Genomic DNA, 20,669 nt, shown 5'->3' with positions numbered 1-20,669 from the left:
GATGGCTGGGGAAATCAATGAAAGGCGCGTAGCGCTTGATATCCTTACTGAGATGGGTAAAAGCGAATCCCACCAGAAGGCCGTGATCAAGCTTGCCCTTAACAAGTATGATTATCTCGAGGCAAAGCAGAAATCCTTTATAAAATGTCTGGCGGAAGGAACGATAGAACGCCAGATTACGCTGGATTATGTCATAGGCCAGTTTTCCAAAACGCCTATAAAGAAGATGGCGAAGCCTATTCTGTATATTCTCAGAATGGGAGTGTACCAGATTCTCTATATGGACTTAGTGCCTGATTCAGCGGCGGTTAATGAAGCTGTTAAGCTCGCTCAAAAGCTTCATTTCATAGGGCTGAAGGGCTTTGTTAATGCTGTGCTTAGGAACGTATCAAGGAAAAAGGACGAGATCGTATGGCCTGATCCCGGCGAATCAACGGAATCAAGGGTTAGCTATCTCTCTGTAAAATATTCAGAGCCCGAGTGGCTTGCTGCTATGTTTATGGAGGAGTTTGGCTTTAAGCAGACTGCTGAGATATTCAAGTTTTTCTTAGAGCCAAGACCTGTAACTGTGAGATTTAGCAGCAGGTTCAGCGCAGAGCAGCTCCGAAGTATTCTGGCTAAGATGAAGAGTGCCAATAACGGCAATATCGTGATGAAGCCAAGTCCGCTTCTTCACTACGCAATGGACCTTTATCACACAGACAATATAAAGTACATCCCCGGATTTGAGGAGGGAGCCTTCATGGTTCAGGACATAAGCTCAATGCTTGTGACTGAAGTGGCTGAGCTTCACAAGGGAGATACGGTTATAGACGTGTGTGCTGCTCCAGGAGGTAAGAGCCTCCACGCAGCCGACGTACTCAGTAATACAGGAAAAGTCATATCAAGAGATATATCTGAAAATAAGTGCATTTTAATACGTGATAACATAACGAGAATGGGCTATACCAACGTTACTGTTCAGGAGTATGATGCAGAAAGGCACGATGCTTCACTGGAAAATAGAGCAGACGTGCTCTACTGCGACCTTCCCTGCTCAGGATTTGGTGTAATCGGAAGAAAGCCTGACATCAAGATGAACACAGACATGAATGCTATCATGAACCTTCAGCAGAAGCAGAGAAACATTCTGAACAGTGTCTGGAATTATGTTAAGCCGGGCGGAACGCTTATTTACAGCACCTGTACACTTTCTATTCAGGAAAATGAGGATAACTTCAGGTGGATACTTGATAACCTACCATTTGAGGCGGTTAGTATAGTGGACAGACTCCCCGAAAAAATGAAGGAGATGCCAACAGCCGGTGCAGGCTATATTCGCATCATCCCCGGAGAGTTCGGAACAGATGGATTTTTCATAGCAAAGTTCAAACGTAAGGAATAATGATGACAGATATTAAATCACTTACAAAAGAAGAATTAACAAATATGGTTAAGGACATGGGGGAGCCCGGCTTTCGAGCCGGGCAGCTTTATGACTGGATGCACAAAAAGCAGGCAAGAAGCTTTGATGAGATGACAAATCTCTCTAAAAGCCTTAGAGAAAAGCTGAGCTCAGAGTGCAGTTATGTTTCCCTTAAGGTCGTAAGAGTTCAGGAATCAAAGCTCGATGGCACAAGAAAATACCTGTTTGAGCTTCATGACGGAAACCTCATAGAGAGCGTTTTCATGAAGTATCGCTTTGGTAACAGTGTGTGCGTATCATCCCAGGTGGGATGTCGCATGGGCTGCCGTTTTTGCGCATCGACAATAGACGGCGTGGAGAGAAATCTTGAGCCTTCAGAGATCCTAGACCAGATATATGCCATAACAAGAGATACCGGTGAGAAGGTCTCAAGAGTAGTTGTGATGGGAAGTGGAGAGCCCCTTGATAACTACGACAACATCCTTAAGTTCATAAGGCTTCTCACAGATGAAAACGGGCTGAATCTAGGACAGAGGAATCTCACGATTTCAACCTGCGGAATAGTGCCCAACATGAAGCGCCTTGCAGATGAAAAGCTGCAGATAAACCTTGCAATATCGCTCCATGCGTCCAATCAGGCAAAGAGACAGGAGCTTATGCCTATCGCCAATAAATATTCGATAGATGAGCTTCTTGATGCCTGCAGATATTATTTTGACAAGACAGGAAGACAGCTTACCTTCGAGTACTCACTGGTGGGCGGAGTTAACGACACCGATGAGGATGCGGACGAGCTTGCGGATATTCTCGGTAAGCTTAACTGCGTCGTGAACCTCATTCCGGTCAATCCCATTAAGGAGAGAGACTTCGTGGAGAGTACCTCCGAGAGAGTCCAGGCCTTTAAGAGGAAGCTTGAAAAGCGCCATATCAACGCCACAGTCAGAAGAGAGATGGGCCGCGATATAGACGGCGCCTGCGGACAGCTTCGCAGAAGACATATAGCGGAAGAGAATACATAACAGCAGGTGGAAACGCACTTTAGGAAAATCGTTTGCAATTGATTTACGTAAATCTCCTTGTTATACTGAATTAGTTAAAAATGTTTAAAGTATTTTCAGGTCAGTAAAAACAGGAGAATTATAATGGGAGTTAGTATAATCACAGATTCAGCAAGCGATATATCTCAGGAAACCGCCGCTAAATGGGGGATTACTGTTATACCCTTAAAGGTAAGATTCGGGGAAGAGGAGTTTCTTGACGGAGTTACTCTTCCCTATACCACGTTCTATGAAAGGCTTGTAGAAAGCGATACTCTGCCTAAGACAAGCCAGATTCCACCCTTTGAATATGAGGAAATTTTCCAAAAAGAAGTTGATAAGGGTAATGAAGTTGTTTACATAAGCCTTTCCTATGGAGTTTCAGGCTGCTATCAGAGCGCCTGCCTTGCTGCCGAGGAGGTAGGAGAGAAGGTTCATGTAATAGATTCTATGCAATTTTGTATTTCTCAGTATATAATTGTAGCCAGGGCTGTTGAACTTCGAGATGCAGGCAAAAGTGCATCTGAGATTGCTTCCATAATCGAAGAGGAAAAGAAGAGTGCCAGAGTCATCTCGGTTTTTGATACTCTTGAGTATTTAAAGCTCGGCGGAAGAATATCAGCTGCAGCTGCTTTGGCGGGCGGTGTTCTTTCCATCAAACCCGTCATTACCATTGAAAACGGTGTGGTAGCTGTTGTCGGAAAAGCCAGAGGCTCCAAGAACGGCAACAATCTTCTTATGCAATTCATAGAAAAAAATGGCGGTATCGATTTTAGCAGACCAATATGTCTTGCATATTCCGGTCTATCGGATATAATGCTAAAGAAATATATTGAAGACAGTAAACACCTTTATGAGGGTAATTATAAAGGTGATGTGAGTGAAATACCGATCGCGCATGTAGGTGCGACCATAGGAACCTATGCGGGGCCCGGGGCGATCGCGTTTGCTTACTTTCATAATAAGTAATCAAAAGGAGATGGAAACATGAAACAGGCATTTGACAATGACAAATATCTTCAGATGCAGTCAGAGAAAATCCGCGAGAGAATTGGAAAATTCGGCGGCAAGCTGTATATGGAGTTTGGAGGAAAGCTTTTCGATGATTATCACGCATCAAGAGTTTTACCGGGATTCCAGCCGGATTCCAAGATCCGTATGCTCACTCAGCTCAAGGAGGATGTTGAGATTGTTATAGTCATTAACGCAGGAGATATCGAGAAAAATAAGGTTAGAGGAGACCTTGGTATCACCTATGATATGGACGTTCTTCGTCTCATCGATGCCTTTCATGGTTACGGATTGTACGTTGGTTCTGTAGTCCTTACACGCTATGACGGAACAGAGCAGGTTGTGGCTTATCAGAAGAAGCTCGAGGCTCTTGGCCTTAAGGTTTACAGACACTACTCAATCCCCGGATATCCTTCCAATATACCGCTTATCATCAGTGAAGAGGGCTATGGTAAGAACGAGTACATCGAGACCAAGCATTCACTTGTAGTCGTAACTGCACCCGGCCCCGGAAGCGGAAAAATGGCTGTTTGTCTTTCACAGCTTTATCATGAAAACAGACACGGAGTTAAGGCCGGATACGCTAAATTTGAGACCTTCCCCATTTGGAATATACCGCTTCAGCACCCGGTTAACCTGGCGTACGAAGCAGCTACTGTAGACCTCGCTGATATGAACATGATCGATCCTTATCACCTTGAGGCTTACGGCGAGACCACAGTTAACTACAACCGTGATGTTGCAGTTTTCCCTGTGCTTAACACTATGTTCAAGGAGATTTACGGAGATTCTCCTTACAAGTCACCTACAGATATGGGTGTTAACATGGCCGGTAACTGTATCATTGATGATGAGGCAGCTCAGGCAGCAGGAAAACAGGAGATCATCAGACGTTATTACAAGGAACTCTGCGAGGTAAGAAAGGGTGAGAGCACTCAGGACAGAGTAGATACCCTCGAGATCCTCATGCAGAAGGCAGGCTGCAGCATTCAGGACAGACCTGCAGTTGCAGCAGCTAACCTTAAGGCAGAGCTTACAGGAGCTCCCGCAGCAGCTATTGAGCTTCCTGACGGACAGGTTGTTACAGGAAAAACAAGTGCTCTCATGGGCGCAACCAGTGCAATGCTTATGAATGCTCTTAAGGTTATGGCGGGCGTTCCCGACGATATAGACTTAATCGCACCTTCAATCATCGAACCTATCCAGAATCTGAAGGTTCAGCAGCTGGGCGGACACAACCCTCATCTGCATGTAGGCGAGATCCTCATAGCGCTCACTATCTGCGCTGCAACTGACGATCATGCCAAGGCTGCACTTGAGCAGGTTGATAAGCTTCGTGGACTTGAGGTTCACTCAACGGTTATCCTTTCCCCCGTTGATGAATCCACCTTCCACAAGCTCGGTGTCAACCTCACCTGCGAGCCTAAATATCAGACAAAGAAGCTGTTCCACGGCTGATTTGTTCATAATTTAATTGTAATATCGTAATAGATTTTTAACGAAAAAACATTTAATTCATAATGATTTAAGAGAATTATTAGAATTAAATGTTTTTTTGCGTGCTATAATAACCATATGGAACTAATGAATCGGCATGAGTTGGAGGCTTAGTATGAATCAGAGCTTATATGATGCTGTATTTTGTGTAGACGTAGGTGGTCAGAAAATCGATCCCTTCGCAGCAGCAACAGTTGATTTTGGAAAAGTTATCTCCGATATGAAGCTTGGCGGATATGCTATTACTTCCCTCAATGTTGCAGAGTTCATGGTTCTTCATCAGCTTGACGACATGAGGAAGTTCAAGAACCAGATCATTAGTGAGACCATGGAGATGGACAACCGCGAAGATTATTGCAGGGAAAAATATGGATTGTCCTTCAAGGACATACACGCTCTTGAACCTACATCAGACTTTGAGTTTGATATTAAGAGCGGACAGGTAATCCTGTTTCTTTCACATGATGCGCAGTATATGGAAGATGCTTATATGAAATTATTCGGGCAGGAACTCAACAAGTTCTGCCAGGAAACAGGATTTATGTATACGAAGCTCGGCGAGACTATTTGACTGTCTTGCTTATGCAATTTATTCCTCCTTTCCTTTCTAAATATTGTCACAAAGACGGCCTGACGAGAGTATACCTCCGCCGGGTCGACTTTTTTTCAGAAATAATGCTGAAATACGGCCTCGGTTTCCCTGATTTTGCGGTGAATACTGGGCTTTAACGTGCTACCGACTTAACCGTTTTCGTTTCTTAAGATTTTCTTAAAAAAGGCTCCCGATTATTACATTTCACTTAATTATTTGCTACGATTATTCTAGTGTCGCCCTTGTTTTTTGTTTTGCATAAAGGAGGATTAAATATGCTAAATAGAGGAGATTGCGTTGTTTACGGTAACCATGGTCTTTGCGAGGTAAAGGATATTCTTGTTCCGGCTTTCCTCGAGAGAGGCAACGAAACACTCTACTACAGCATGGTATCCAGCATAGACAGCAAGGGGGTGCTCTATGTTCCGGTTGACGGAGCTGAGGAGAAGATGCGTGACGCTATTGATGCCGATGAGGCTGAGGAGCTTATCGGTGAGATTGATGAGCTTGAGGTTTATGACATTCCTCAGGGAAAGAAGGCAGAGGCTGTTATTGTCGACGTTATCAAGAGAAATAAGGCTTCTGAGATGATGTGCCTTGTCAAGTCTCTTCGTCAGATCAAGGCTACCAGAGCCGCTGAGGGTAAGAAGTTCGCATCTATGGATGAGAAGTACCTCGGAATCGCTGAGAAGCTTCTTTATTCTGAGATGGCTTACTCCATGGAGTCCAAGCTTGACGCTATCAAGGAGCGTGTTACAAGCGAGCTTTCACAGCTTACTCTTGTATAATTTAATACTAAGTAGTTGATTAAAAATAATTTAATATAGCTGAGATAAGGTGCCAAAAATAATTTTTGGCACCTTTATTTTTGCGAATTTATTTATCTGTAAAAATTATTCCTGACCGTTTCCTCTAAACTCAATAGGTGTTACGCCAAAGCTCTTTTTAAAGAGCCTTGTGAAATAGGAGTAGTTATCGTAGCCCACGTACTGGGAGATGTCGTGGATAGGATAATCGGACTCTGTTAAAAGCTCCTTCGCAAGGGACAGTCGCTTTTCAATCACATAATTTTTGTAGCTCATGCCTGTCTCTTTCTTGAAGATTTTTGTAATGTAATCAGGGTCAAAGAAGAACATGACAGAGAGCTGCTCGCGGCTTATATCCTCGCGGAAATGCTCATCCACATACTTAAGAAGTGCCTTGATGTTGGATTCGTTTTCTGCAGAATCCGTGGGTATTTCCGGAATGGAAGATGTCTTTGCAGCCTCGGCTTCCTGTATCCTTTGTGCCTCGGACAGAGCTTTTTTTATTATCCTTGTAAGCTCTGCATAATCAATTGGCTTTAGGAAGTAGTGGAAGCTCTTTAGCTCAATTGCCTTCTGGGCATAGGAAAAATCCGCATAGTTAGTAAGGAAAATCGTGGGCACGGGATTTTCCTGTTCGCGAAGATAGGAGAGGAGATCAAGACCTGATCCATGTGGCATATCAATGTCACTAAGGAGAAGGTCTATTTTGTTATCCTGCATTATCTCTTTTGCGGTATTTATATTATTGGCTGTGAAAACCCCGGTTATTCCCAGGCTTTCCCAGGCTATTCCCTTTTGCAGGGCCGCTATAACAAAGCGGTCATCATCAACAAGCAGAACTTGCATTATGGTTATTCCTTTCTGGGAATCCTTATAACAACGGCGGCACCTCCGGCCGTGCTGTTTTCAAGATAAAATTCAAAGTCGTCACCATATAGGAGCTTAAGTCTTCGGATACAGTTGGTTATGCCTATATGGGAGCCACTGTCTGTGGTGAGGTATTCGCCGTTACTGATCTTCGTGATGACCTCCTCAGGGAATCCCTGACCGTTATCCTTTATACATATTTCGATGTAATCGGCATCATTCTTTACATAGTCACTTCCTGTTATGGAGATCTGCAGGCTGTCACCTGCGGGCTCTGCGTACTTTATGATGTTCTCCACGAAGGTAATAAGAAGGAGCGGCGGAATCATCACATCCATGTATTTGTCATCGATATCGCAGCTGTATTCTATGTTCTCAGAAAGGCGCATCATCTGGATATCAAGGTAGTCCTCGGTGTGGGCAATCTCACTGCTAAGTGGCACAAAGTCCTTATCTGCCTGGAAGAGGTATCTGAAGTACTTGGAAGTAAACTGCAGCATTTTCTGGGCTGCGGATACATCACCGAGACTCAGCATACTGTCGATTGTTGTGAGGCAGTTTAAGTAAAAGTGTGGCTTTATCTGCTGCTGAAGGAAGTGAATCCTGAATTTATTCTGATCAAGCTCTGCCTCGTAGACGTTGATCCTGAGCCTTGTTATCTCATGGATGAGGCTCTTGAACTGGTCATTTATCTGGTTTAATTCCTGCATCTTGCTGTCTGTCAGATCGAGGTTTGCTGACTCTGCATCTGACAGAGAATCCATTCTGGACAGATTGCTTGAAAAGATCTTTATGGGCAGTATGACCTTTTTATAGGTGGCAAGTATGTAGCTGCCCATTATAAGGCTAAGAGCAAGGGCCGCCAGAAATACCAAAAACTGCAGCAGGAAGATTTTTCCGTAATTACCCAGCATGTCTGATTCAATGACGAGGGTGAAGGGGAGGCCTGCGTCCTCTCCGCGAAAATGCAGCTCGTTGTAGTAATGCTTAAGGAGCCCCTCGGGACGTGTAGCACTCTGATAATAGGTGTTGCCATCAAGACTCTGGAACTTGATATTTCCATGGGAGCCAAGGTTTATGTTAGAGAGCGGAGCCAGGATATCCTCGATTGAAACAAGGGATACAAAGGTGCGGTGCCTATAGGTTATGGAGTAGTACAGATAGGTTTTTCCTCCTATTACGCTTGGCATCCATGAAAAGCCTTCAGTATTATCCACGTTTTCAAAATCATCTATGACCTTCTTTTTTATCTTCTTATAGGTCTCGTAGTCCACTGTGAGCTCCGAGGCATTTATGAAAATGTCCCCCTCGTCCCAGTAGAAAAAGTACATAAATTCAGAGCCTGTAGAGTACTGCATATCGCTAACCCTAAGGCGCAGGTCATTGCCAGCCTGTCTGAAATCCCCCACATGTCCGTCTGTCTTGAAGGGATCAAGGATGGGATCGTGAACAACGGTCCACTGAACGAAGTGGGCTATTGCATCAAGCCGGTGGCTCAGATCGGTTTGATAAATGGTTATGGCATTTTCCAGTGACAGATTATTTTGTCTTCTTATTTCCCAAAAAGAGAACCCGCTTACGAACATAAAAATGATCACAACAGGTATCGCTGTCCATAGAGTTTTCCTTAAAATCTGCACCACCGGATATGCTGTGGTTCTTCTTGCGTTTTTCATAACTTCATTATAATTAAAAGATTTTCATACGACCACCGTTTTTGGTTTCCTGTTCGGAAAAGTGCTATCCATAAATCTGAAAAGTGCTATTTTTGATTTTTTAAAAAATATAAGATTTGTACTTGTAAGGAGGAACACAAAAAACATGAAAGAAAAAGTTCTAAAAAATTTCAAAAAGTATTATCAGCTATACTTGTTACTTTTGCCCTCGGCAATTTTACTGTTTTGCTTTGCGTACCTGCCAATGGTGGGAATCATTATAGCTTTTCAGAATTATTCACCGGCACTTGGAATACTCGGAAGTCCCTTTGTGGGAATGAAAAACTTCATCCAGTACTTCAAGTCATATCAGTTTACGGTGACTATCAAAAATACATTACTTCTTAGCTTGTACAGCATAGTGGTAGGCTTCCCCCTTCCGATCCTGCTTGCACTTATGTGTAACCAGATGAAGACCAAGATGTTTAAAAAGGTCTTCCAGGTTGTGACCTACCTTCCGCATTTCATCTCAACAATGGTAATGTGCGGACTTGTACTAATCTTCCTGTCACCCAGCAGCGGACTTTTCGCCAATCTGTTCAGACTGTTCGGGCAGGAGTTCCCCAACGTGATGTCAAGTGCAGGCGCCTTCAAGCACGTGTATGTGTGGAGTGACATCTGGCAGCATCTCGGCTGGGACAGCATCATCTATCTGGCGGCTCTTGCAGGAATCGATCCTACATATTACGAGGCAGCAACAGTGGATGGAGCCAGCACCCTGCAGAAGATAAGATACATCGACATTCCAATGATCATGCCCACAGCAATGGTACTTCTCATCATGAGAGCCGGAAGCATCCTGGGTATAGGTTTTGAAAAGGTATTCCTTCTTCAGAATGTACAGAACATTATGAGCAGTGAGATCATTTCAACCTATGTTTACAAAATGGGTATGCAGAGTATGCAGTACAGCCTCTCAACAGCGATTGGTCTGTTCAACACGGTAGTAAATGTAATAGTGCTTCTTCTTGTTAACTTCTTCGCAAAGAAGATGACAGACAGCAGTTTGTTCTAAATGGAGGTACCCATGGAAAATATATTAAAACTGGAAGCGGATGCTTCCCCAAAAATAAAAAAGAAAAGCAAATTCACACAGGACAATATGGTAAACATCCTGTTTCACCTGATAGCAGTTTTGATGATCATCGCGGTCATTTATCCTTTATGGTTTGTAATCATTGCGTCCTTTAGTAATCCGGCGGATGTTGCAAATGGTAAGGTCTGGATATGGCCCAAGGTTATAGATGTAAGGGGATACCAAAAGCTCTTCGAGCAGAGTCAGATCTGGAAGAGTTACTGGAATACCATTTTATATACCTTCACCGGCACTGCGGTTGCTCTGTTCGTTAATATCACTGCCGGATATGCAATGTCAAGAAAGGACCTGCCCGGAAGAAAATGGATCAACATTTTCTACCTTATACCAATGTTCGTTGGTGGCGGGCTTATCCCTACCTACCTTGTAGTAAAACAGTTTGGTCTTCTTGATAGTTTCCTCGTTATGGTACTTCCATTTGCGGTATCCACTTACAACATCATCGTAGCGAGGACATTTTTCCAGAACTCTCTGCCTGAGTCCCTGTGGGAGGCAGCGCAGATTGATGGCTGCAGCACAATGAGATACTTCATTCAGTTTGCTGTGCCTCTGTCCAAGGCGGTAATCGCCGTAGTCGGACTCTGGACAGCGGTAGGTCTCTGGAATTCATGGTTTAACGCACTTATTTATCTGCAAAACGAAGACCTGATACCGTTGCAGCTTCTTCTGAGGAGAATCCTCATTTCCAATGAGTCACTCCTTGGGGCAGCGACAGGAACAATGGCTCAGGAATTGAGACAGCTTTCAGACATGATGAAATATGCTTCAATTGTGGTTTCTACATTGCCGATCATGGCCCTGTATCCGTTCTTACAAAAGTACTTCAATCAGGGCGTAATGATAGGAGCAGTGAAGGGATAAAGAACATTACAAAGGTTAAGTAATACTGCCATTCTTCATGACAAATATTTCGACAATTATTAGCCTTTAGTAATACAACATTTTTTAAGAGAAGGAGAAATGAAATGAGAAAGAAACTAAAAATGACAGCAGGGGTACTTGCACTTACAACAGTACTGGCAGCTTGTGGTCAGAGCGCAGAGGTTAATACAGCCGGAACAGAGAGTTCACAGGCTGAGAGCTCAGTAAGTACCGATTCGGCAGATGCAAGTTCAGGTTCAGCTTACGAAGTTGCTACAGTAAGATGGGCAGACTGGGGTGAGGATTATCACACGGGTTTTCCGGATACCGCTGCAAGCGAGGCAGGAATTGCCGTAACATGGGACACCATTCTCAATTCAGACTGGGCAGATAAGAAGGCTGTACTTCTTGCAGGTGGTGACCTTCCGGATGCATTCATGGGATCAATCTGCTTTTCAGAATCAGATATCCTTACAAATACAGGTTCATTTATCGCACTTGATGACTACATCGATGAGTATATGCCCAACTTCAAGGCTATCATCGAGAGCGATCCTACAATGAAGGCACTTGCAACATCAGCAGACGGCCACATCTACGGTCTTCCCTCCAAGAAGCCCTGCAGACCTACAGTTGCAAACCAGATGTTCATCAACAAGCAGTGGCTCGATAACCTCGGCCTTGAGGTTCCTACAACCTATGAAGAGTTTGAGAACGTTCTTACAGCCTTCAAGGAGCAGGATGCTAACGGCAATGGCGATCCTACAGATGAGATTCCCTTCGGTCAGGGTTATGCAGATTCAGTTATGTTCTTCTGTCTTCCCTTCGGAACAACCATCGGTGCTGACGGCACATACATGATGGCTATTCAGAACGGCGAGCCTGTTTACCTTCCTGTAACAGAAGGATATAAGAGTGGTATTGAGTGGATGCACGACTGCTTCGAGAAGGGACTTATCGATCCTGAGCTTTTCACAGAGGATTCCTCAATGCGTGATGCCAAGCTCATGAACGAGACTCCTATCGTAGGCGCAGCTCCCGGATGGACAGCAGATTCTACATTCGGTGCAAACGCAGATCAGTACATTGCACTTCCTGCACTTGCAGGTCCTGAGGGTGAGGGCTACATCTCATCTGATCCTGAGCACTGGAACTACAGCAGATATGAGTTCGTTGTAACTTCTTCCTGTGAGAATCCCGGTCCCCTTCTTTCATGGGTTGACAAGTTCTACACAGAGGATGCTTCAATCCAGAACTTCTACGGTTCCTTCGGTGTTGGTACTGAGAAGAACGATGCAGATGGCACATACACAGTACTTGAGCCCCAGGATGGCAACTCAGCTGATACCTTTGCATGGATCCAGTCTCTTCGTGACTTTGGTCCCAAGTATGTAAAGGAGGGCTTCAACGATAAGGTTAATTATGCAGCAGAAAATGGTGATGCATCTAAGCTTGCCCTTGATAAGGAGCTTGGAAAATATGCTAAGGAAGCATTCCCTAACGTAAGTTACACAACAGATCAGCTGAACACACTTGCAACACTCTTCACAGACCTTGATGCTTATGTTGCTTCTAACCAGGCTACATGGGTAACTGAGGGCGGAATTGAAGAACAGTGGGATAGTTATGTTAAAACATTGGAAACAATGGGTTATAATGACTTTATCCAGATTCAGCAGGATGCTTACAATACTTACAATGCTAATAAATAATTTTTGAGGACACACATGAAAACATTTGATTTTAACCCGATATGTCCGGAGGAGAATCAGATTCAGGGAGCAGTCTATCGCATTAGCGTTTTGACGGATAGCTTGCTCCGTCTTGAGTATGAAAAAGACGGACATTTCACAGACAATGCAACACAGGTTGTACTTAACAGAGATTTCCCTGTGGTGAAATACAAAATTCTCGAAGACAGCGATGAAAAGCTTGTCTTCAAAACCGCAAAGCTGAAAGTCACTTATGACAAGAAGGAGTTTACACCAAGAGGCCTTCAGATAGAGCTTTTCGACAACTGTAAATCGGATAGTAATTCAGAGAAAAATAATGCCGGGAACTGTAGTAATAATTCCATAATCTGGAACTATGGAGAAAATGGCAGAAACTTCTTTGGAACAGTAAGAACCCTTGATGAGACTAACGGAGTGGTTCTATATGAAAAGGGCCTGTTTTCACGGGAAGGCTATTCCTGGTTCGACGATGGTGAGAGCTGTGAGCTCTGCGGTGAGGACATCTTCGACAGAACTAATCCTGAAAAGGACATATATTTCTGGGGCTATGGCACGAGTTACAAGGATGCTCTGAAGGACTTCTATCATCTCTGCGGAAAAGCGCCCATGATTCCAAGATATGCTCTCGGAAACTGGTGGAGCAAATATGAGAAGTACACTGAAAAGAGCTACCTTGAGCTCATGGACAATTTTGACAAGGAAAACATTCCGATTACGGTTGCAGTAATAGATATGGACTGGCACCTCACTGAGATTGACTCCAGGTACGGAACCGGATGGACAGGGTATACCTGGAATGAGGACTATTTCCCGGATTATAAGAGATTTCTGGCTGAGCTTCACAGGAGAGGAAAAGCTGTTACCCTTAACTTACATCCCGCAGATGGAATAAGAGCCTTTGAGACTATGTATGAAAAGGTTGCAACCCGCATGGGCATTGATCCAAAGTCTGAAGAGCCTGTAGATTTTGACCTGATGAATAAGGACTTTGTGGATGCTTATTTTGAGGATGTTATGCAGCCCTATGAAGAGGACGGTGTGGATTTCTGGTGGATTGACTGGCAGCAGGGTACAAAGGCCAAGTCCGGAAGCGTAGACCCCTTGTGGATTCTGAATCACTATCATTATCTTGATCAGCTTCGCAGAGGAAAAAGGGCTATGATCTTTTCACGCTTTGCAGGAATCGGAAGTCACAGATATCCCATAGGATTCTCCGGAGATACCTGTGCGACCTGGACAAGTCTTGATATTCAGCCATTTTTCACGGCAACAGCTTCAAACGTGGGCTATGGCTGGTGGAGCCACGATATCGGCGGACATATGCACGGCGAGGAGGACACAGAGAGAACCTGCAGGTGGGTGCAGTTCGGCGTCTTTTCACCAATCATGAGACTTCACAGCTCCTGCAATCCTTTCTTCTTCAAGGAGCCCTGGAATCTTCCGGAGCCCATGAGAAGTATTGTGGGGGATTTCATGAGACTTAGGCACAGCATGATTCCGTACCTTTACACCGCTAATTACGAGGCCTATAAGAGTGATGAGCCGCTGATGCAGCCTTTGTATTACGGAAGCCCCGAAACTGAAGCAGCTTATCACTGCAGAAATGGATACTACTTCGGAAGTGAGCTTGTGGTCTATCCTATCACAAGACCTCTTGATGATGAGCTCCAGATGGCAGAGGTTCAGGCATTTATTCCGGAAGGAAGATGGATCGATATCTTCAACGGCAATGTCTATGAAGGTGAGATGACCCGCAAGCTCTACAGACCGATCGAGCAGATGCCGGTTCTCATCAAGGCCGGCGGAATCGTGCCTATGGATGATGATAATACTTCAGATGTAAATGAGCTTCCTAAAAAACTTAAGATATATCTGGGAGTCGGCGCAGACGGCAGTTACACACTTTTTGAGGACGACGGCAACTCCAATGCCTACATGGAGGATGAAGGCGTTTTTACCACCATAACTCAAAAGTATGATGCTGAAACCTGCAGATTGTCAGTTGAAATCGCCGCTGTCGAAGGCTTGATCAATCTCATCACCAAGAATAGAGAATATACACTTGTTCTCTGCGGTGTTGAGAATATTGAAGGAACAAATATTGCTTCAGGCATTGGCTCTTACAGCTATGATGAAGACCGCAAGCAGGCTGTTATCCAGATTGGTCAGGTGGACAGGCTTAAGGGCACGAAGCTCACTATCGATAATGTAGTTCTTAGTGGTAATGCCAGAGAAAAAGAACTCTTCAAACTTCTTAAGAGATGCAAGTTCAGCTATGACATGAAGCAGAGGATCTATGATAGATTCATGCGCGGCGAACTCAGAACTGAGGAGGAAGTTCGTGTTTTGGATATCTCAGAGAAGATGAAGGATGCAATGCTGGAGATAATTTTATAAAGTAGAATTAGTTACAGATGTTTGCTTTATTTTTGTTTTGATTTTGTGAGAATAATTATTTATAAATAACCAATATAGTTTATAGAGGTGCTGAGCTTTTTTGATAGGCTCAGCACCTTTTTCTCTGTTGCAGTTACGTCTATTACTGAAGGATTGTTGTTGCTGGTCTAACGGTGGTAGCACTATGCAGGAGGAGTTCAGTCAATCTACGAAGAATTATGATAACTGTCCCAACTGAGATAGCTGTTGCGAGAAGGGAGTTACGTCTATTGCTGAAGAAGCATTCAAATTGATTGTTCTGCGGGAAGCGTGTGGAGGTGGGTAATAAGTCAAGTCGCGAAGAATTGTAATAGCTGGTCTACCAGTGGAAATCTTGCGGTGAGGGAGTTACGTCTATTGCTGAAGAAGCATTCAAATTGATTGCTCTGCGGAAAATATGTTGAGGTAGGAGTTACGTCAGGACGCGAAGAATTTTATTAGTTGGGCTATTGGGTGAAGTTGCTGCTAAGTTGGAGTTACGTCAACCAGCGAAGAATTATAATAACTGGGCCATCTGCAGTTGGCGCTGTCCTATAGGAGTTAGGTCAGTGAGAAAAGAATTCTGGAAACAGATTGACCTGCGAAAATCATGTTGAAATTGGAGTTTCTGATGATTATTGATGAAAATACATTATACCAATAATATTACGAGATTGCGACATATTCATATCGATTTGCGATTTATTTTAGAATTATTAATCCAATTTTTAGAAAGCAATCTGTATAATTAATTCAGAAATGATTTTATACGATTAGTTTGTACAGGGGGATATAGGGTGCTTTCTAAAATTGAGTTGAAAAAACATCACGTCATATAGGGAAATAATACCCTATTGGTTGTGATGTTTTTTGTTGTGGGGAAAGGGGAAATTTTAAATGAAAAAAGGATTACGAATACCGGTAACGATAATTTTGACAATGGCTGTATGTATTTTGCTGCTGATAGCGAGTGCGTGTATACCAAGGGATATGATTCAAAAGCAGTCTGAGATCAGTGCAGAGTACTTTTCTAAAAGAGAGCCCTTTCAGATTCTGATTAAGGATTATGTAAATGCAATGCAGGACAATTATTCCGATACGGTTCTCTGTGATATTGCCTATTGCATAGATACAGCGCATCCGTTTTCGTCGGTAATCCGGGCAGAATTTGCGCAGGGGGAGTATGAGCAGGCATATGAAGGTTATCATGCGACTGTGTTTGAGAAAACAGAGCCTAATCAGGAATATGGCAGATACTGGCATGGAAGTCTTGTTTTCATAAGACCACTGCTCACAATAATGCCTATAAAAACAATACGTCTGTTATGCGGAGTAGTCTCACTTATCCTGCAAATGATAATAGTAGCTCTTCTGATAAGAAAAAAGAATAAAGGGCTTGCTATCTGTTGGCTTTTGGCATTACTTCTCATACATCCATGGATGCTGATGTCGTCACTTGAATATGGAACAGCATTTCTTGTAGCATCGGTTGCTTCATTTGGAATACTGCTAAAGAAAAATGATGAGGACGCTGATACAATGCCATTTTTTGCCGCCATCGGAGTGATCACATGTTTTGCGGACTTCCTTACTACTGAGACGCTATCCTTCACGTTGCCAATGATACTTCTTCTGGCTGACAGGATGCTTGAAGGGGATAAAGACATATGTGGAAAACATCACCATTCATTTTCTGCAAAGGAGGGTTTTGTATCAATCATTAAAAATGGTGCCTGCTGGCTTGTAGGATATCTTACCATGTTCGCAACAAAGATAATTCTTCTCGGACTGGTCGCAGGAAAAGAGGTTGTTATTTCCTCGCTTGACGAAGGTATTTTGAGACTTGGAGGAGAGGTCAGGAATGCTAACATTTCTACTGCACCGGTAGTGGATTTCGCTGAACGTTTTAGCGGATCCATCTGGCATAACCTGGCCTGCCTGTATCCTGTACACAGCGGAGAAATGAAGGCTGGAGGGGTGTGGCTTATAACCTTTGGAATAATTTTAGTGGGATTAGCTGTGGTATATCTGCTTCATGACAAGATTGATAGCGCAATGTTTTTGCCGATGGGAATGGTTGCACTCATTCCTTTTCTGAGATTCTTAGTGTTGTCGAATCATTCCTACATACATTTTTTTATAACTTATCGAGCATTAATGGTCACAATTGTTGTATTCCTTCTTTTTGTTTTTGAAAACGGAATACGTCAATTAAAAATAGAAAAGTAATCTTATGAAAGGAGAAAGTGACTTATGAAGGGAAAACAAAAATCAATGATTCTAAAAAGAATCGGTAGTCGTATGAAAGGACTGGCAGCGCTTCTCATGGCTATGGCATTGATAGTGGGGATGATGCCAGGGATGGAGGCAAGGGCAAGAAGTGAACCAGAATATTATTTAGTTGTGGCAATTGGTGGGGAAGAGGGTGCTATTTTAGGTTCTGGCAATAGTGACGTTGATCATTTGTATGATACTTCAACGAGTGGAGCCATTCATTTTGAATATCCAATCTTAGAGTTTAGACCGAATAGAAATATTACGTTGGTAAGTAAACTGGGCCAAGAAACTGGAAGCGCTCCGGTAAAAATTACAGCGGCTGCGGATACATATTTTTATTATGGAACTGTCCAAACAGGAAATATTGTAGTTATCTTTAATGGCGATAGAAAGGATGCCACTACACATAGTAATCAAAATTTCAAATTTCCTTTGCCTGCAGGAAAATATACAGTTCGGCATACTCAATCAGAAAGGACAAGTGGTGGGAATCCTTTATGGACTTTTGAAGTAAATTCAGTTGGCGGAGACGAAGGCCAAATTGACACAGAAACCGACACAGAAGGTAATGTCCCCAAACCTAAAGCAAATATGAGTAAAGAATTTGCGATGAGCCTGCTAAATGCTGATGAGAAAGGTTTGGTCGCGGAAGGAGCTTCGGTAAAACTAACCTTCAGAATAACGGACAGCAACATCCCAGCCGGAGATAAACAACAGATAGAAAGTAAGCTTCCTGAGTATAATAATGCAAAAATTGGACTGCTTTTCGATGCATCTTTGTGGCTGCAGGTTGCACGAAATGCAGCGCGAAAAGTTTCCAACTTCAATAAACAAAAGCTTACTGCAGAATTTGAAGTTCCCCAAAGCCTTCTTCCTGGTAATGGCATAAAAAGGACTTTCATGCTTTTCAATGTACATGACAATGTTGCAAAGCTTCTGGCGAAAACAACAGAGAAAACTATCGTTACTGAACTGGATGGTTTATCAACCTTCGCAATTGCTTATCAGGATGAGCCTATAAATTCTTTCATGTCAGGCCTTAAGCTTTCATGGAAAAAGGATGGACTCGGGGTTAAGTGGGATAAGACAGAAGGCGCCTCAAAGTATGAAGTATATGCTACATACTGCGGCAAGAAATTTTCAAAGAAAGCAACAAAGAAGACGTCTTCCAACAAGGTGACAATAAAGAAAATCAAGAAAAAGGACATTGATCTTACAAAGAACGTAAAGGTCTATGTTAAAGCTTATGATTCTGAAGGAAAAGAAATCGGAGAAACCATCACAGCCCATTTTGTAGGAAAAGGAAATCCGAAGTTTACAAATCCCAAGAATATTAAGCTCTCAACCAAGAGCATTACTGTGGACAAAGGACAGAGCTCCAAGATCAAGGCTTCAGTAAAGCGTGAAGACAGTAAGAAGAAGCTGCTGAAGGAAGCTCATGATGCAAAACTTCGCTATGCTTCATCTGACATTTCGGTTGCAACTGTTGATAAGAATGGTAATGTGACAGGCGTAGAACCCGGCAATTGTACGGTTTATGTATATGCAGTAAGCGGCATTGCCAAGAAGGTATCGGTTACAGTTAAATAATCTTTCTCTCACATACCACCAAAATACATGACAGAGGTGCTGGGCTCTTTTGGAGAGTTCAGCATCTCTTTTTTGGGGTATGTCTATTTTTGAAGAAGTATTGTTAAAGCAGATTCACAAAAAAGCGTTGCATTTTTGTTTCCTTTTCGATGAGATTTTATTTTTATTTAATTCCTTCTACCGACATTATGTGCTAATAATCATTATGGGAAGCAATTTGAATTCTTGGAGGCAGATATGGTCAAGGAACGCAAACAATTAAAACTCTTGAATCTTATAGAACGTGGTTGCGATAAATTGCCGGCTCCTGCGATACTATTTCTGCTTTTATTCCTGATCACTGCAGTTTTATCGGCGGTCTTAAGCATGCTCCATGTTTCTGTCTACAATCCTGCTACTGAGATAGAAACCCCTATTAATAATTTCTTTTCAAATGAGGGATTATACTGGTTTCTGTGCAACATGGTCACGAATTTTACTACTTTCCCTCCACTTGGTATAGTTCTGGTCATGTCCGTAGCTGTGGGATTCTGCGAGCAGACCGGAATGATTGAGATGATACTTAATGAAAAGCTAAAGCATATCTATCCTCCGCTTTTACCATATGCTGTTGTTTTCATCGGAATACTGGGGAACCTTGCTTCTGATACGGCCTGTATTGTTATTCCTCCGCTGGCGGGCCTGCTATTTCTGGCGGCCGGAAGGCACCCTATCGGAGGGATGATCTGTGGGTATGCAGGCGTCAACGCAGGCTTTAGTGCCAATTTATTTATAGCGGGGACAGATGGACTTGTTGCAGCTATTACGCAGGAAGCAGCAAATGATTTTTTTGGAGAAAATGTAGTTAACGTAGATATTACCTGCAACTGGTATTTCATGGCGGCATCCACCTTTTTATGTACAATTGTTATCGGGCTTGTTTATACAAAACTTGTTGAGCCTCGTCTTGCGCCTTATGATGTATTGGGAAAAAAGAAAGAGGAAGTAAAAGCGTATTCACCGCAGGAAAGAAAGGCCCTTTTCTTTGCAGGAATCTCAATGCTGGTTTATCTTGTTGTGGTCATTGCTGCCACGATCTGGGGACCCCTTGGCATTGTAGTAGGGCAGGAGAAGATTGGAACAAGAGCATTTGTGGGTTCTTATCTTTTGAAAAATCTGATTCCTGTTTTGTTTTTCTTTTTCGCCATCCCCGGAATCGTTTTTGGTATAGGTTCAGGGGCGGTAAAAGGCTTTCAGGGCATATATCAGCTTATGGTTAAAAACATGGAAAAAATGGGTGGATTTTTGGTATTCTGCTTTTTCTGTGCTCAATTCCAAAAACTGTTTACCTGGACTCATATAGATTCGCTTATTTCCGTAAATGGTGCAAATGCGCTGAAGGCGACCGGATTTACCGGAATCAACCTCATTGTGGTTTTTATTCTTTTTAGTTCCTTTATAAACATTTTTATAACCTCAGCTTCGGCAAAATGGTCCATTTTTGCTCCTATTTTTGTTCCGATGATGTACATGGCCGGAGGCTTTGGCCCTGCTATGACTCAGCTGTTTTACAGGATTGGAGATTCCGCCACCAACTGCTTTACGCCTATAATGCCTTACCTGTGGATATCATTAAAAGACGCACAGGATAAGTATGATCCTAACGTTAAGGTAGGAACTTTTGTTTCTAATCTATTTCTTATAGGAATGATCCTGCTTGTTGCATGGATACTATTCCTTATAGGATGGCTGATGCTCGGACTCCCCATTGGACCCGCCTAGAGCAGC

15 protein-coding genes are annotated in these 20,669 nt (G+C 43.1%); 13 read left to right on the top strand and 2 right to left on the bottom strand.

The features are described 5' to 3' along the window. Nucleotide 1: 1 nt before the first annotated feature. The 6 genes from rsmB to G601_RS0106695 all read left to right on the top strand — a co-directional run bounded on the left by rsmB (nucleotide 2) and on the right by G601_RS0106695 (nucleotide 6,330). Entirely contained in the window at nucleotides 2–1,384 is a 1,383-nt protein-coding gene (gene rsmB, locus G601_RS0106720) for a 16S rRNA (cytosine(967)-C(5))-methyltransferase RsmB (RefSeq protein WP_026664900.1), read from the top strand. Beyond that, a complete protein-coding gene (gene rlmN / locus G601_RS0106715) occupies nucleotides 1,384–2,424 on the top strand; it encodes a 23S rRNA (adenine(2503)-C(2))-methyltransferase RlmN (RefSeq protein WP_026664899.1) in 1,041 nt (346 codons plus the stop codon). Before rsmB ends, rlmN begins: the two co-directional genes overlap by 1 nt. Before the next feature lie 123 nt (nucleotides 2,425–2,547). Next, entirely contained in the window at nucleotides 2,548–3,411 is an 864-nt protein-coding gene (locus G601_RS0106710) for a DegV family protein (protein ID WP_026492955.1), read from the top strand. A gap of 18 nt (nucleotides 3,412–3,429) precedes the next feature. Further along, nucleotides 3,430–4,911, top strand: a complete 1,482-nt coding sequence (locus G601_RS0106705; RefSeq protein WP_026664898.1) for a DUF1846 domain-containing protein — start codon at nucleotides 3,430–3,432, stop codon at nucleotides 4,909–4,911. Between the two features lie 154 nt (nucleotides 4,912–5,065). Then, nucleotides 5,066–5,521: a hypothetical protein gene (locus G601_RS0106700; RefSeq protein ID WP_026492957.1), complete on the top strand. Its 456-nt coding sequence runs from the start codon at nucleotides 5,066–5,068 to the stop codon at nucleotides 5,519–5,521. Nucleotides 5,522–5,817: 296 nt separating this feature from the next. Continuing rightward, nucleotides 5,818–6,330: a CarD family transcriptional regulator gene (locus G601_RS0106695; protein ID WP_026664897.1), complete on the top strand. Its 513-nt coding sequence runs from the start codon at nucleotides 5,818–5,820 to the stop codon at nucleotides 6,328–6,330. 105 nt (nucleotides 6,331–6,435) lie between these two features. On the opposite strand, the gene G601_RS0106690 is transcribed toward G601_RS0106695, so the two are convergent. Continuing rightward, a complete protein-coding gene (locus tag G601_RS0106690) occupies nucleotides 6,436–7,194 on the bottom strand; it encodes a response regulator transcription factor (protein ID WP_026492959.1) in 759 nt (252 codons plus the stop codon). Between the two features lie 5 nt (nucleotides 7,195–7,199). Then, nucleotides 7,200–8,891, bottom strand: coding sequence for a sensor histidine kinase (locus G601_RS0106685; RefSeq protein WP_026664896.1), 1,692 nt, complete (start codon nucleotides 8,889–8,891; stop codon nucleotides 7,200–7,202). 244 nt (nucleotides 8,892–9,135) lie between these two features. Between G601_RS0106685 and G601_RS0106680 the strand changes: the two genes are divergently transcribed. The 7 genes from G601_RS0106680 (at nucleotide 9,136) to G601_RS0106645 (ending at nucleotide 20,663) form a co-directional block, all read left to right on the top strand. Continuing rightward, the gene (locus G601_RS0106680; protein WP_242834390.1) at nucleotides 9,136–9,945 is read left to right on the top strand and encodes an ABC transporter permease; all 810 of its coding nucleotides are present in this window, start codon (nucleotides 9,136–9,138) and stop codon (nucleotides 9,943–9,945) included. Nucleotides 9,946–9,957: 12 nt separating this feature from the next. Next, on the top strand, nucleotides 9,958–10,887 hold the full coding sequence (locus G601_RS0106675) for a carbohydrate ABC transporter permease (RefSeq protein ID WP_242830097.1): 930 nt from the start codon (nucleotides 9,958–9,960) through the stop codon (nucleotides 10,885–10,887). 104 nt (nucleotides 10,888–10,991) lie between these two features. Then, on the top strand, nucleotides 10,992–12,599 hold the full coding sequence (locus G601_RS0106670) for an extracellular solute-binding protein (protein WP_026664894.1): 1,608 nt from the start codon (nucleotides 10,992–10,994) through the stop codon (nucleotides 12,597–12,599). A gap of 15 nt (nucleotides 12,600–12,614) precedes the next feature. Then, nucleotides 12,615–15,017 carry a glycoside hydrolase family 31 protein gene (locus G601_RS0106665; RefSeq protein WP_026664893.1) on the top strand — a complete coding sequence of 801 codons (2,403 nt, stop codon included), beginning with the start codon at nucleotides 12,615–12,617 and terminating at the stop codon, nucleotides 15,015–15,017. A 915-nt stretch (nucleotides 15,018–15,932) separates the two neighbouring features. Next, the gene (locus G601_RS0106655) at nucleotides 15,933–17,264 is read left to right on the top strand and encodes a hypothetical protein (RefSeq protein WP_155834479.1); all 1,332 of its coding nucleotides are present in this window, start codon (nucleotides 15,933–15,935) and stop codon (nucleotides 17,262–17,264) included. 24 nt (nucleotides 17,265–17,288) lie between these two features. Further along, complete coding sequence (locus tag G601_RS24825; protein ID WP_026664891.1) at nucleotides 17,289–18,902, top strand: Ig-like domain-containing protein; 1,614 nt, start codon at nucleotides 17,289–17,291, stop codon at nucleotides 18,900–18,902. A 237-nt stretch (nucleotides 18,903–19,139) separates the two neighbouring features. Then, complete coding sequence (locus G601_RS0106645) at nucleotides 19,140–20,663, top strand: AbgT family transporter (RefSeq protein ID WP_026664890.1); 1,524 nt, start codon at nucleotides 19,140–19,142, stop codon at nucleotides 20,661–20,663. Nucleotides 20,664–20,669 lie beyond the last annotated feature (6 nt).

The sequence above is a fragment of the Butyrivibrio sp. FC2001 genome (genome assembly GCF_000424125.1).
Classification (GTDB): Bacteria; Bacillota; Clostridia; order Lachnospirales; family Lachnospiraceae; genus Butyrivibrio.
This window is presented reverse-complemented; position numbering and strand designations above follow the sequence as displayed.

Excerpts from the sequence above, each read along its gene's own strand:
- rsmB (WP_026664900.1), top strand. The coding sequence starts at position 2 with ATGGCTGGGGAAATCAATGAAAGGCGCGTAGCGCTTGATATCCTTACT.
- rlmN (WP_026664899.1), top strand. The coding sequence starts at position 1,384 with ATGATGACAGATATTAAATCACTTACAAAAGAAGAATTAACAAATATG.
- G601_RS0106710 (WP_026492955.1), top strand. The coding sequence starts at position 2,548 with ATGGGAGTTAGTATAATCACAGATTCAGCAAGCGATATATCTCAGGAA.
- G601_RS0106705 (WP_026664898.1), top strand. The coding sequence starts at position 3,430 with ATGAAACAGGCATTTGACAATGACAAATATCTTCAGATGCAGTCAGAG.
- G601_RS0106700 (WP_026492957.1), top strand. The coding sequence starts at position 5,066 with ATGAATCAGAGCTTATATGATGCTGTATTTTGTGTAGACGTAGGTGGT.
- G601_RS0106695 (WP_026664897.1), top strand. The coding sequence starts at position 5,818 with ATGCTAAATAGAGGAGATTGCGTTGTTTACGGTAACCATGGTCTTTGC.
- G601_RS0106690 (WP_026492959.1), bottom strand. The coding sequence starts at position 7,194 with ATGCAAGTTCTGCTTGTTGATGATGACCGCTTTGTTATAGCGGCCCTG.
- G601_RS0106685 (WP_026664896.1), bottom strand. The coding sequence starts at position 8,891 with ATGAAAAACGCAAGAAGAACCACAGCATATCCGGTGGTGCAGATTTTA.
- G601_RS0106680 (WP_242834390.1), top strand. The coding sequence starts at position 9,136 with ATGGTGGGAATCATTATAGCTTTTCAGAATTATTCACCGGCACTTGGA.
- G601_RS0106675 (WP_242830097.1), top strand. The coding sequence starts at position 9,958 with ATGGAAAATATATTAAAACTGGAAGCGGATGCTTCCCCAAAAATAAAA.
- G601_RS0106670 (WP_026664894.1), top strand. The coding sequence starts at position 10,992 with ATGAGAAAGAAACTAAAAATGACAGCAGGGGTACTTGCACTTACAACA.
- G601_RS0106665 (WP_026664893.1), top strand. The coding sequence starts at position 12,615 with ATGAAAACATTTGATTTTAACCCGATATGTCCGGAGGAGAATCAGATT.
- G601_RS0106655 (WP_155834479.1), top strand. The coding sequence starts at position 15,933 with ATGAAAAAAGGATTACGAATACCGGTAACGATAATTTTGACAATGGCT.
- G601_RS24825 (WP_026664891.1), top strand. The coding sequence starts at position 17,289 with ATGAAGGGAAAACAAAAATCAATGATTCTAAAAAGAATCGGTAGTCGT.
- G601_RS0106645 (WP_026664890.1), top strand. The coding sequence starts at position 19,140 with ATGGTCAAGGAACGCAAACAATTAAAACTCTTGAATCTTATAGAACGT.